General features: G+C 31.4%; 11 protein-coding genes and 1 riboswitch. Of the genes, 7 read left to right on the top strand and 4 right to left on the bottom strand.

Annotated features, from left to right (window positions below):
• The first annotated feature begins 8 nt into the window (after positions 1-8).
• Positions 9-389, top strand: a complete 381-nt coding sequence (locus B5D41_RS08760; protein WP_078810255.1) for a PH domain-containing protein — start codon at positions 9-11, stop codon at positions 387-389.
• Between the two features lie 113 nt (positions 390-502).
• On the opposite strand, the gene B5D41_RS08765 is transcribed toward B5D41_RS08760, so the two are convergent.
• The 3 genes from B5D41_RS08765 to B5D41_RS08775 form a co-directional block, all read right to left on the bottom strand.
• Positions 503-1795: an ATP-binding protein gene (locus B5D41_RS08765; protein ID WP_078810256.1), complete on the bottom strand. Its 1293-nt coding sequence runs from the start codon at positions 1793-1795 to the stop codon at positions 503-505.
• A 210-nt stretch (positions 1796-2005) separates the two neighbouring features.
• Positions 2006-2572 carry a phosphoribosyltransferase family protein gene (locus B5D41_RS08770; protein WP_078810257.1) on the bottom strand — a complete coding sequence of 189 codons (567 nt, stop codon included), beginning with the start codon at positions 2570-2572 and terminating at the stop codon, positions 2006-2008.
• Positions 2573-2589: 17 nt separating this feature from the next.
• Positions 2590-3636 carry a guanine permease gene (locus B5D41_RS08775; RefSeq protein ID WP_078810258.1) on the bottom strand — a complete coding sequence of 349 codons (1047 nt, stop codon included), beginning with the start codon at positions 3634-3636 and terminating at the stop codon, positions 2590-2592.
• Positions 3637-3739: 103 nt separating this feature from the next.
• A riboswitch (purine riboswitch) is annotated at positions 3740-3841 on the bottom strand.
• A 275-nt stretch (positions 3842-4116) separates the two neighbouring features.
• Here B5D41_RS08775 and B5D41_RS14255 point away from each other — a divergent pair.
• Together B5D41_RS14255 and B5D41_RS14260 are read left to right on the top strand one after the other, a co-directional pair.
• A complete protein-coding gene (locus tag B5D41_RS14255; RefSeq protein ID WP_200806445.1) occupies positions 4117-5031 on the top strand; it encodes a DUF4145 domain-containing protein in 915 nt (304 codons plus the stop codon).
• A 465-nt stretch (positions 5032-5496) separates the two neighbouring features.
• Positions 5497-6855, top strand: coding sequence for a DEAD/DEAH box helicase (locus B5D41_RS14260; protein ID WP_200806446.1), 1359 nt, complete (start codon positions 5497-5499; stop codon positions 6853-6855).
• On the opposite strand, the gene B5D41_RS08785 is transcribed toward B5D41_RS14260, so the two are convergent.
• The gene (locus B5D41_RS08785; RefSeq protein ID WP_078810259.1) at positions 6848-8167 is read right to left on the bottom strand and encodes an amino acid permease; all 1320 of its coding nucleotides are present in this window, start codon (positions 8165-8167) and stop codon (positions 6848-6850) included. The genes B5D41_RS14260 and B5D41_RS08785 overlap by 8 nt on opposite strands.
• A gap of 226 nt (positions 8168-8393) precedes the next feature.
• Here B5D41_RS08785 and B5D41_RS08790 point away from each other — a divergent pair, with 226 nt between their 5' ends.
• The 4 genes from B5D41_RS08790 (at position 8394) to B5D41_RS08805 (ending at position 12998) form a co-directional block, all read left to right on the top strand.
• Positions 8394-9038 (top strand): LysE family transporter, encoded by a 645-nt coding sequence (locus tag B5D41_RS08790; RefSeq protein WP_078810260.1) that lies wholly within the window; start codon positions 8394-8396, stop codon positions 9036-9038.
• 259 nt (positions 9039-9297) lie between these two features.
• Complete coding sequence (gene recQ, locus B5D41_RS08795) at positions 9298-11421, top strand: DNA helicase RecQ (RefSeq protein ID WP_078810261.1); 2124 nt, start codon at positions 9298-9300, stop codon at positions 11419-11421.
• Between the two features lie 39 nt (positions 11422-11460).
• Entirely contained in the window at positions 11461-12207 is a 747-nt protein-coding gene (locus tag B5D41_RS08800) for an MBL fold metallo-hydrolase (RefSeq protein WP_078810262.1), read from the top strand.
• A 110-nt stretch (positions 12208-12317) separates the two neighbouring features.
• Positions 12318-12998 carry a TapB family protein gene (locus B5D41_RS08805; RefSeq protein ID WP_078810263.1) on the top strand — a complete coding sequence of 227 codons (681 nt, stop codon included), beginning with the start codon at positions 12318-12320 and terminating at the stop codon, positions 12996-12998.
• Positions 12999-13097 lie beyond the last annotated feature (99 nt).

The following is a 13097-nucleotide window of genomic DNA, read 5'->3' on the forward strand; positions in this document are numbered from 1 at the left end:
GAGATTTCATGGGTTTCTTAGATGGTCTAATGGGAAATGCGTCAGAAATGGATATAGCAGACTTAGAAAAGGAATTAAAAGAGATATTAATCGATGGAGAAAAGATTGAAAAAGGTTACAAAGTATTAAGAGATTACTTTGTCTTTACAAGTAAGCGTCTATTACTTATTAATAAACAAGGTATGACCGGAAATAAAGTAGAGTACCATTCAATACCTTATAAGAGCATTAGACACTTTAGTGTGGAAACAGCTGGGACTTTTGATGCTGATTCAGAATTGAAACTCTGGATAGCTGGGTCCAATATGCCGCTTGAAAAGCAATTTAGCAAGAAAGGAGATAGTATTTTGGAAGTTCAGAAGACATTAGCTAATTATTTGTTGGATTAAAGAAAGTAGATATTATTGATTATATTTAGAATCCAAGGGGAAGACCAATGAAAAAAGAATATCGTTAAGTACGATTATCTTCCCCGATAGCATAGATTAGTAAAGGCTAATAACTAACTATAATGATTAATAAATTGCTGAACAGTCCGACCCGAACGTCCATTATGTCGCATAGCCCATTGTTTTGCCTTATTTTCTAATTCAGAATCTGACAGATTAATTTGATGTTTTTGAGCTAATTCCTTTACAATTCGAAGATAATCCTTTTGATTAGGAGATTCATATCTAATAGTAATCCCAAATCGTTCTACTAATGAAAGCTTCTCTTGAATAGCATCATTTAGATGAATTTCTCCGCTTTCTTGATCACGATCAATCCATTTTTCCTTAATTAAGTGACGGCGATTAGAGGTAGCATAGAATAAGACATTCTTAGGTTTAACCTCAATTCCACCTTCAATTACTGCTTTCAAATATTTATAATCTGTTTCAAAATCCTCAAAAGATAAATCATCCATAAAGAGAATAAAGTACATGCCGCGATGTCTAAGAATATCTAAAATTTTTGGTAATTGATCCATCTGTTCTTTAGTGATTTCCACTAAACGCAGCTTTTGCGGAGCATATTTATTTAATAATGCTTTTACAGAGGATGATTTTCCAGTACCACTATCACCGTATAAGAGGATATTATTTGCTCTTTTACCTTTAATAAATCTTTCAGTATTTTTAATTAATTCTTCTTTTTGCTTTTCATAACCGATTAAGTCTTCGAATCTTATTGGATCATGATCTTTAATTCCTACTAACCCTGTTTGATTATCCCAAGAAAAGGCTACATGATTATTTAATGCTCCAGCACCAGAAGAGTAATGATATTTTGCTAAAACTTGAACTAATTCTTTTTCATTTCCTGTTTGAGAGAAGATTTTCTTTAATTTTTTAATATTTTGAGGATTAGCTTCTTTAATTGAAGAGGATTCATAATCTATTATAAAGTTAATCGGTTCAATTTCGAGTAATTTAGCTAATTTAATTAAATTAAGATTAAGTATCTCTTTTAATATTATTAGATCATGAGTAGCAGCTTCTCTTAAACTTTTTCCTAATTTGTTTCCCAATTTTTCACTAGTTAAAGTAAAAGGATTTAAATCTGTCGCAACTAAATGCAAAAGGTGATTCTGCCAAAGATCACCTTTAAAATTCATTCTTTCTGCTGTATTAATTAAGTCATAACATATTTCATAATAGTTATTTTGAATTTCTGTTATATTACCTTGAGGGTCATTTAGTTTTGATATTAAAGCAACAAACTTCTGTATCAATTTATCTTGCAGGACTTTGCGGTAGATAACTAATTGGTTCAGCTGTAAATGTTGGTTCTTAAGCTGGTCTAAATAGGACATAATCTATCAGCTCCTTTAATAATTTAGATTTCATATTTATTTTAACATTTTTCCCATTAATTTATCAACGTTATTTCTTTAATCTTTTATTAAAAATTATTATTTACCAGGAAATTAAAAAGCCGGTGCTTGCTTCTATGCAATAGGAATAAGGTATGAATTAAGTTAAGGTGAAATAATTAATCCCCTGACTTTATATCAGAGGATTAATTATTTTAATATATTATATTTACTTTTTTCATTATTATTGAAAAGAGGTAATTCTTTTAAATAAATAATATCATCTCTTTTTACCGCTTCACCTTCTGCTAAAATTGCAGCTTTAGCAACGACTTTTCCTCCAGCTTTATTAACTAACTTTTCTATTGCTGCTATGGAAGCGCCACTACTAATGACATCATCAATAATAGCCACTTTCTTGCCGTTTACTTTTTTAGCATCTCTTCCATTTAAACATAAAATCTGTTCTTCTTCAGTAGTGATGGAATTGACTTTAACTTTAACAGGATTTTGCATATAAGACTTTATACTTTTTCGAGCTACTATATAATTCATATCAAAAAAGCGAGAAACCTCATAAATTAAAGGAATTCCTTTAGCCTCTGCTGAAATAAGAACATCAAATTCAGGGAGCTTTTGTGCAAGTTTAGGGCCAACAGTTCTGACTAATTCTGTGTCTCCTAAAATAACAAAACTGGCAATAGATAATTCATCTGAAACTGGAACAATAGGTAATTCTCTTTTCAATCCACAAATATTTAAAGTATAAGTTTGCATATGTATTTATTCCTCCCTTATAAGCCAAACGAAATAGCCAGGAATTTAACAATAAGTCCTGAAATCATTCCTAAAAATGGATCTGTAATTGCAGTGACAGTCATGGTGACGCCTCCTACTAATGGGTCATCCACTGCTGCTTGAACATTATTAGGAACAGTAACGATCATTCCTAATACTAAAAGAAAACCAGCAATAGCTTCAGTAGGAATATACTTTCCTAACTTTGGTAAAAGTCCAGCAAATAAGATTATCGCCATTATACTCATCATCATAACTCCAGAAAAAATAGGATGGGGTGCAGCTCCAGTTGCAGAAATAATTGATTCTACTGGTGCTCCTCCAAAAAGAGAAGAACCCATGTCAGCTAAACTACTAACTATAGCTAAGTGGTCTATATTGACCGGCATATCTGCTATTGAGCCTGTAATATTACCAAAGGCAATATTAGCCCCTATATTTAAACAGACCATAGCTAAGGCACCTCGAATGACCATTGGATTTAAAATTGGTTTTTGCAAAGTAAATTCTTCTTTAGTGTCAGTGACTATTTGGTTGTCTTGTTTAAACAATGCGGACACTATACTACCGATTACTACTGAAACAACAATTGTATAAACTAGATCTTTAGTGAAAACAAACATAAGTACACCAGCTAAAATTGAACTAAATCCTACAGGTTTGTTATCTTTACTCATATTAATTGCTACTCGACTTAACATGATTCCTACACCTACCATCATTCCACGAGTGATTACTGGGCCAATAAAGTTGATAATGTTTTCTAACATGCCAAAGAGTCCAATGAAAGCCATAATAGTAGCTCCAAAGAATATCATTGAAAGTCTTTCTCTTAAATTATTCCCCATTGTACCTGCTAAAGTAATAGTTTCTGCTTGAAAGGAAATTGGTGCTACGAGCCCAAGCACCCCACAACCAATAGCTCCAATGATAAAAGCCATTGCAGTAGGAACCGAAGCAAAACCAAAAGATAAAGCTAAAAGTCCCTGAGGTAAGCCATTGATGACAACTCCAATTGCTGCTAAAATGTCTTGAATATCCATTTATATATAATTCTCCCTTCTAAAATAAAAATACGCGATGCTTGTGTAGAGATACGGGTAGAAACACAAACATCGCGTTAATATTGATCGCTAATGTATTTTTTACAGATAATGTTTCTCCCGTAGGTAAATGGTTTGTGGCCATTTAGTAGAAACTTCCCGACCATATTACGGGAAATATACGAGATTTATTAAAATTTTAATCTTATATATAACAATTTATCATAATTATTCTAATTTTGTCAACTAAATAATTGAATAAATATATATTATTTAATTTATAGTAACAAAATTTTATGGATGTAATGAGATGGCAAAATAAAAATTGGTCTTGTTTTTTAAAAAATAATGTAGAAATAATTTAGGAGAAGGGAGAAGTAGCATTCTAATAATTTTTTATAAAATAGAGGTTATTATATTAAATTAATGAATATATTTTATATAAGTAGGATTATTGCTGATATAATTAGGAGTGATTAAATGCAAAGAAGTAACTTTTCATTTTTAAGAGATGAATGGCCAACTTTAAGTGATTTAGGTGAGCTAGCAGAACAAAATTTATATAGAGATCCAAATACAACATTGGTTAAATTAAGAATGTTTGGGGAACAGATAGTTGATTATATTTTTGCTTATGATAACTTAGAAGAACCTGTCGAAGATAGTCAGTTCAATAGATTAAAGATATTAGAAAGAGAAGAATTAATAACTGGAGAGATATTAGAAATATTTCATACTCTAAGACAAGAAGGAAATGAAGCTGTACATAATTCTTATGGTACCTTAGAGGATGCAAAGACTGTATTATCATTAGCATTTAGATTAGGAGTTTGGTTCATGCAGATTTATGGTAAATGGGATTTTGAACCCGAAGAGTTTATATTACCAGATAGGAATGAATTAAATGAAAAGAATATTGATAAACTTTCAAAAGCTTATGAACAAAAGTTAGACCAACTACAAAAAGAGTTAAAGATATTAAAAAATAAACAACAAACTATTAGCGATATTAATTTAAGAAAAGAAAAAAACAAAAAGTTTATTGCTAATTTAGCTTTAAATGATGATGAAGTAAATAAGATTAAAAGAGATGATATAATACAGGATAATAGTTTATCTAATAATAAGCGAAAATTTATTATAACAGACCCTTTAGGAACCGATGATGAAGAAGAAGAAGCAAAAATATGGAATGCTGTATGTGATTCATTTAGACCGAATGAGTGTATGGGATATTGGCGATATCCGCTATTTTCAAAAAGAGGCGAAGATCGTAAAGAACCGGATATCTTAATTATTGATAAAGAGTTAGGATTGGTTGTTATTGAGGTTAGTGAGTTAACTATTGATCAAGTTGATTCTATAGAGGAATTTTATCAAGAAGCAGAAGATTAATTATTTGCGCTATTAGGTTATTGTGATACGGAGTCTGAAATTAGACGTAAGATAAACGGCAGGGCTTGTATAGCTTTACCTAACATAACGAGTAAGGAATGGGAAGAAAAAGGGTTAGCTAATGAAGGTACGCAGTCAATAATCTTTGGTGACCAATTAGGAAAGAAGACATTATTAAAGAGAATAAAAGAAATTGAGGAAGTTGTACCTGGAAGAAAGATTAATGATGAAAGATGGAAAGTCTTACTTTCAGTTTTAACAGGGACAACTATTTATCGAGAAAAAGTAGAAGAACAACAAAATGAGCAAACTCGCGGTGGAGTTAAAACGATCATCAAACGAGACTTACATGAAATAGACTTACAACAAGAAGAGATTGGAAAGAGTATACCACCTGGACCGCAGAGAATAAGAGGAATAGCTGGCTCTGGTAAAAGTGTTTTACTAGCACAAAAGGCAGTACATATGCATTTGAAAAATCCTGATTGGAAGATAGCATTGGTCTTTTTTACCCGTAGCTTATATGAAGGTACTATTGATCAGTTAGATAAATGGATGAAACGTTTTACTAATGGAGAAAAAGGTTATTATCCAGATGAAAATAAAAAATTACAAGTATTACATGCTTGGGGTTCTAAGGGGCAAGCTGGATTTTATAGAGAGATATGTGAACATCATAATTTAAGATCATTAAATGCAGGAAGTAAGAAATTAAAAGATAGAGATCCAAGTGAAAAGTTGATTAAAGCTATTAAAATATTTTTAGAGAATACTGATGATATTAATCCGTTATTTGATGCCGTATTAATTGATGAAGCTCAGGACTTGATTGTTGATGATGAAAAATTAAAATATGAAGATAAACAACCATTCTTCTGGCTGGCTTATAAATCATTAAAACCAATTGATGATAAAGAATCAAGACGTTTAATCTGGGCTTATGATGAAGCGCAGAGTTTAAATTCATTAAATATTCCTACGGCACCGGAATTATTTGGTAATGATCCTAAGTTTAAACGAATGGTGAGTGGTCTTCATAAAGGTGGAATTAGAAAGAGTGAAATTATGAATAAGTGCTATCGAACCCCGGGACCAATCTTAGTTACTGCTCATGCAATTGGAATGGGCTTATTAAGAAAGGAAGGTATGTTAAGTGGATTTACAACTAAAGAAGATTGGGAAGATATCGGCTATAAGATTAAAGAAGGGCAGTTTAGGTCTGGACATAAGGTAGTACTACATCGTCCTCTAGAGAGTACGCCTAATCGAGTTCCTAAGCTCTGGTCAGGTAATACCATAGAGTTTAATACACATACTTCTCGTCAAGTTGAGTTGAAGTCATTAGCAGATAAGATAAAAAAGAATATTAATCAAGATGGTCTTAATCCTAGTCGTGATATTTTAGTAGTTGCTTTAGGTGATGCTAAGGAAGCTTTCAGACTTAAGGTTAAAGCAGCTAAGTTCTTAAAGAGAGAAGGAATTGATATTTATATTCCTACTTCTTTAAGAGAAAATGTATTTTATCCTAAATGGCCCCAAAAAGATTCTAATAAATTTTGGCATACAGAAGCAGTTACTATTGCTAATATTTTTAGAGCTAAAGGTAACGAGGCATATATGGTATATGTAATTGGGTTAGATCAAATTGCTAAGGATGAAGCAGACGTAGGTTTAAGAAATCAATTATTTGTTGCTTTAACTAGAGCTAAAGGTTGGGTTAATATTAGTGGAATAGGTTCTTATTCTATGTATGATGAATTAAAAGATGTAATAGCAAGCGAAAATACATTTGAATTTAAGTTTAAAAGACCAATGGTTAGATAAACATTATGCCGTAAATTAGTGTGTAAAATACTACTAGTGATAGCCCAGCAAAAAGTCCAGCACCTTGTCCGGGGATTAGAGGCATACTAATTAAAATAGCTATAAGAGAAATTAAACCAAATAATGATGTATAGGGAAATCCAAGAAGTTGACAGTTTCCTTTGGGAGGACACCCTTTTTCTTTTCGAAATTTATAATGTGTAGCCATAATAATAATATAAGTAAAGAGAAGTGCAAACCCACCCGAACTTACTAAAAAGATATAGATTTGACTCGGTAATAGATTAGCTAAGGCTACTCCTGCTAGCATTCCAAAACCAGAGAAAAGTATACCGCGTTGTGGAACTTCTCTTTCTTCTTTTAACCAGGTTGGGGCATATCCTTCATTAGCTAGGGAATGCATCATACGACCTAATCCAAACATAGCAGCCAACATAGTTGAAAGGATAGCTATAACTAAAACTATATTCATAACACCGGCTGCCCAATCAAGTCCAGATCTAGTTAAACTGATTACTAGAGGACTGACTTCATTTGTAAGGTTTACTGTTGGTACTAAAGGTAGTAAGACTGTTATACCAATAATATATAATGTCGTCAAGCCTAATACTGTGAAGATAATTGCTCGTGGTATAGTCTGATGTGGATTATTAGCTTCGGAAGCTGCTAAGCCGATAATTTCAAATCCGGCATAAGTAAACATGACGATTAACATACTGCCGGCAATAGCTGTTAATCCACCTGGGAATAATGGTTCTGTTTCTAAAACTCCTATGCCAATAGGTCCTTTACCAGGAAACACGCCGATTATTAATCCTAATGCTAGTAATATAAATCCTATTATTGCTGAAATTTTTATTAAAGCCAGACCACTTTCTAAGGTAGTTAATAGTTTGGCGCCAAGTAAATTAAGTAAGGTTACTATAATAATTATTATAGTCGCCATAACTGACAATGAAACTCCCGGAATCCAGGTACGAAGAAATACAGAAGCTGCTGTTGCTTCGCTTGACATAGCTAGAATTATTCCTGTCCAGTAGACCCAGCCTACAACAAATCCAACTCCAGGGCCATACATTTGCTCAGCATATGTTCTAAAGGACCCAGGAACTTGATAGGCAACAGTCATTTCAGAAAGAGCTACAGAAATAATGTAGACTAGTATGCCTCCTATTAAGTATGAAATTAGTATTCCTGGGCCAGCACTCTTAATAGCAATAGCAGAACCAAGAAAGAAAGAGCCACCTACTATTGTTCCTAAGGCTAACAATGTTAAATGCCAAACTGAGAGTTCACCTTGATTTTCAGTCATCTATATAATTCCTCTCTTTGTATTAATTTAAAATCAATTTTATCTCGACCATTGCTGACCTATTACAGTTATTATAATATCCTTTTGAATATGCTTTATACATGAGTCTTTAGTTTGATAATTAAGGTGTAGTTTTTATTTTACACAGGAGATTATGACTTTCATATAGTATTAGATTAATAAGATATTTTAAATAAGAGTAATCTTAGAGAAGGGAGAAGAGACAGTGGAATTAGATACACTTTTTATCACAGCATTAATTATCGGTTTTTCAGGAGCTATGATGCCAGGACCTTTATTAACAGCTACAGTAAATGAAAGTTATCATAAAGGAGCTAGTGCAGGACCAAGAATTATATTAGGACATAGTATTTTAGAATTATTATTAATCATAGGTTTAATTATGGGGCTAGGCAGTTTTTTAGTTCTTTCTAGTGTAAAAATTACTATTTCTATTGTAGGCGGATTATTTTTATTATGGATGGGAATTGGTATTATAAAGGACGCTGGTTTTAGCAAGGTTAAATTAGAACTCGCTGCTGTTGGTTCAAATAAATCTTTACAACCTGAGGCAATTGGGGTATTAACTAGTATCTCAAACCCTTATTGGACTATTTGGTGGGCAACCATAGGTTTAGGATATGTAACAATGGCTTGGGAGCAAGGTATTATTGGTTTAATAGTATTTTATTTAGGACATATTAGTGCCGATTTTATTTGGTATACAGGTGTTTCATTCGGAATTGCATCAGGTAAAGAAATGTTATCAGATAATATTTACCGGATAATATTATTAATATGTGGAGTATTTTTGGTAGGATTATCTTTATACTTTATTTATTTAGGAGTTAAGCCTTTAGGTATTTTTTAAAATAAACTTAGAAGTGAAATAGGAGAAAAGAAGATGAATTTTCTATCATAGAAAGAATAAGGTAATTGGAAAAGTATTATCATAAAGGAAAAAGTTATTAGCTAAAGCGTAATCATTTAATTTTAAAGAAGAATAATGCTATTTAAAGCAGGATTATTCGGTGTGACAATATAATAAGTAAATAGTAGGAAATTACTAACAGAGAGAATAGTGGTAATAGAATAGTTCCTATGTAATGGACTGAGGAGTTGTATTTTATATGTTAAAAGATGCTAAGAAAATATTAAGTGAATGTTTCGGTTATGAATCATTTAGAGAAGGTCAGGCAGATATTATTGAGAATATATTAGCTGGTAATCATACTATGGGAATTATGCCCACCGGCGGCGGAAAATCAATTTGTTTTCAAATCCCTTCTATTTGTTTATCAGGAACGACAATTGTTATTTCACCTTTGATTTCACTAATGAAGGATCAGATTGATTCTTTGCAGGCCTTAGGAGTTGGTGCTACTTTTATTAATAGTTCTTTAGATCGAGTAGAAATAGAGGAGAGGTTAGAAAAGGCTAAAGTTGGTCAGTATGACTTACTTTATATAGCTCCTGAAAGGTTAAACTCAAAGCAATTCCTTAATATGTTGAAGTCACTTGAAGTTTCTTTAGTCGTAGTAGATGAGGCTCATTGTATTTCTCAATGGGGGCATGATTTTAGGCCGGCTTATCGTAAAATCCCTAATTTAATAGATGTTTTAGTAAATGAACCAACTGTAACAGCTTTTACTGCGACTGCTACTGAAGTGGTTAGAGAGGATATTAGTGAAATTTTAGGGATAGATAAAGATAGTATATTTATAACTAGCTTTGATCGACCAAATTTAACCTTTAAATTAGTAAAAGGTGAGGATAAACGTGACTTTATAGAAGAATTTTTAACTACTAATAGTGATGATGCAGGGATTATTTATGCGGCTACCAGAAAAGAAGTAGATAATCTTCATTCTTTTTTACAGAAAAAAGGATTTGCAGTTGGTAAATATCATGCTGGATTAGGTGATAAAGTAAGACAGAAGACTCAAGATGATTTCTTATATGATAAAATTGAAATTGTTGTTGCTACTAATGCCTTCGGGATGGGAATTGATAAATCAAATGTTAGATATGTTATCCATCATAATATGCCTAAGAATTTGGAAGCATATTATCAAGAGGCTGGTAGAGCAGGTAGAGATGGAGAACCGAGTGAATGTGTTTTATTATTCTCCCCTAGTGATACTAGATTACCAAGGTTTTTTATTGAAAAATCTAATCTTTCACCTAAGAAAAAGAATCATGAATATAAGAAGTTACGACAGATGATTGATTATTGTCATACTTCTAAATGCTTGCGGCAATATATCTTAGAGTATTTTGGTGAAAAAGATGTATCTGATGAATGTAGTAATTGTAGTAATTGTGATGAGAATATTGAATTTGTAGATATAACCACTGATGCTCAAAAAGTTTTTTCATGTGTCTATAAGATGGATGAACGATATGGAATTTCAGTTGTAGCTAAAGTATTAAGAGGTTCTAAAAGTAAAAGAATTTTAAAATCCGGGCTTGATGAATTATCTACTTATGGAATAATGAATAATTATACTATTAAAGAGATTAAAAATCTTATTAAATTCTTAGTAGCTGAAAAGTATATCAGTTTAACTGAAGGAAAATACCCAGTGACTAAGCTTACAGAGGAAGCAGCAATTTTATTACAAGGGAAGGGAAAAGTACAACGTAAGATTAGAAAAGAGACTAAGAAAATTTCTAAGAGTAGTGATCTTTTTGATGAATTACGTAATTTAAGAAAAGTAATAGCAGAGGAAGAAAATGTACCACCATTTGTTATCTTTAATGATAGTACATTAAGAGATATGGTCGATAAATTACCTACTAGTGCAAAAGGAATGACAAAGATTAAAGGTGTTGGAGTTGCTAAATTAAAAAAGTATGGTTATAAATTTATAAATAAGATTAAAGAACATATAGGAGAGACTAATTCGAAAAGAAGAGTAAAAAATTCAAGTATTAAAGTTAAGAATAATAGTAATTTAAAAAGCCATGTTATAAGTTATAATTTGTATAAGGAAGGAAAAGCATTAGAAGATATAGCTGAATTGAGAGGTTTAGCTTTAAGTACTGTAAAGAATCATATGATAAAAGCAGCTAAAGATGATTTAGAAGTAGATTTAAAATCTCTCGTACCTAAGCAACATCAGCAATTGATCTTAGATAAGATAGAAGAGGTTGGAATGGAGAAATTAAGCCCAATAAAGAATGCTTTATCTGATGACGTTACTTATTTTCATATAAAGGCTATGATTAGTCATATTAATTTAAATTCATAGAAATCAAATTATATAGTTACTTGCCTAGGAGGTATAATTATGACTCAAGTTAAAGAAGTAAATATCTATCATCTTTATCATAGTGGAGTTGCAGTACAGACTTCCAATCATTTTTTAATCTTTGATTATTATAATGATGAAACATTAGATAATCAAGAGAGAAGTTTAGATAATGGAGTAATTCCAATTGAAATTTTAAAGACAGAAGATAATACTTTAGTATTTGTAAGCCATGAACATTCTGATCATTATAATCCAATTGTCTTTGATTGGGAGAATTATAACCAAGAGATAAATTATATTTTAAGTGATGATATAGAAGTAGCAAAAGAAGATAATTATCATAAATTATCTAAATATCAGGAACTAAAATTAGAAGATGTTTATATTGAAACTTATGGTACCACAGACCAAGGTGTTTCTTTTTATATAGAAGTAGATGGTCTTAATATTTTTCACTCTGGAGACCTTAATTGGTGGCACTGGAATAAATTCACTCCAGAAGAACAAAAACAAGAGGAAGCAGACTACAAAGCGGAATTGGATAGACTGAAAGGAAAAAATATTGATGTAGCTTTTGTTCCAGTTGATCATAGATTAGAAGAACATTACTATTTAGCAGCTAAATATTTTGCAGAAACAATTAATCCAGAATTAATAGTTCCTATTCACTTTAGAGATAATTATTATGTTACTACTGATTTTAAGAAAGAGTTTAATGATTTATCAGTAGATTTTGTAGAAATAAAAGATAGAGGGCAAAAGATTATATTTGAAATGAATTAATTTTTAAGGAGGGGACATGTTGCCTCTCTTTTTATTATAGAATTTTAAATACAATTTAACATATACTAAAATTGGTTGAAATTAAAAGAATGACTTATAAGGAGGATAAAATGATAAATAAGGTTAAGAGTTATTCATTAGTGATTATATCTTTATTAATTATAATAGTTTTAACTAGTTGTGGAAGAAATGTAGCTCCTAAGCAGACTAATTTACCAGAAGAAGATTTACGTAGTTATTTCCCAGTAAATAAAGGAATGACATTTAAATTTAATGGTGAAGGTAATGAATTTGCATCTTTTATTAGGGAAGTGAAATTTACAGATGATAATTTAGTACAGGTTCATGATGATAATGGAGGGACAACTGTAGCATCGGTCTATGAAGTGAACAAAGATAAGGTTGTTCGGTTAATAAAGAAGGGCGGATTTCATGATGATCGTAATCTTATTTCTGAAATTAAGGATAAGCCTGAAGGTGAAGAAGTGATCTTAAAGAAACCACTTAAGGCAGGGACTTCTTGGGATACAGCAGGGCGCAAACGAGAAATCGTAGAAGTTAATCAAACCTTAACAGTGCCAGCGGGGAAATTTTATGATGTAATTCAAGTTAAAGTTACTACTAATAAGAATGGTAAATCATTTAAAAATTATGAGTATTATTCTAAAAATATAGGATTAATTATGCGTAAGAGTAAGAGTGAGGAATATGAAGTTGTTTCTAAATTAGCTTCATTTACCAAAAATATTACTCAAGCTAACAATCAAATTGATAATAGCCAATCAAATTAAGCAACTTTTCAAGCTAATTTGAAAGATGCAGGAGTGTATATATGGGGATAAACTAATCGCTTCAGGACTAGTAATAAAAGATGAGACTATCTTTTTAGG

Source organism: Selenihalanaerobacter shriftii (assembly GCF_900167185.1).
Taxonomy (GTDB): Bacteria; Bacillota; Halanaerobiia; order Halobacteroidales; family Acetohalobiaceae; genus Selenihalanaerobacter; species Selenihalanaerobacter shriftii.

Excerpts from the sequence above, each read along its gene's own strand:
- B5D41_RS14255 (WP_200806445.1), top strand. The coding sequence starts at position 4,117 with ATGCAAAGAAGTAACTTTTCATTTTTAAGAGATGAATGGCCAACTTTA.
- B5D41_RS08770 (WP_078810257.1), bottom strand. The coding sequence starts at position 2,572 with ATGCAAACTTATACTTTAAATATTTGTGGATTGAAAAGAGAATTACCT.
- B5D41_RS08775 (WP_078810258.1), bottom strand. The coding sequence starts at position 3,636 with ATGGATATTCAAGACATTTTAGCAGCAATTGGAGTTGTCATCAATGGC.
- B5D41_RS08805 (WP_078810263.1), top strand. The coding sequence starts at position 12,318 with ATGATAAATAAGGTTAAGAGTTATTCATTAGTGATTATATCTTTATTA.
- B5D41_RS08760 (WP_078810255.1), top strand. The coding sequence starts at position 9 with ATGGGTTTCTTAGATGGTCTAATGGGAAATGCGTCAGAAATGGATATA.
- B5D41_RS08800 (WP_078810262.1), top strand. The coding sequence starts at position 11,461 with ATGACTCAAGTTAAAGAAGTAAATATCTATCATCTTTATCATAGTGGA.
- B5D41_RS08785 (WP_078810259.1), bottom strand. The coding sequence starts at position 8,167 with ATGACTGAAAATCAAGGTGAACTCTCAGTTTGGCATTTAACATTGTTA.
- B5D41_RS08765 (WP_078810256.1), bottom strand. The coding sequence starts at position 1,795 with ATGTCCTATTTAGACCAGCTTAAGAACCAACATTTACAGCTGAACCAA.
- B5D41_RS14260 (WP_200806446.1), top strand. The coding sequence starts at position 5,497 with ATGCATTTGAAAAATCCTGATTGGAAGATAGCATTGGTCTTTTTTACC.
- recQ (WP_078810261.1), top strand. The coding sequence starts at position 9,298 with ATGTTAAAAGATGCTAAGAAAATATTAAGTGAATGTTTCGGTTATGAA.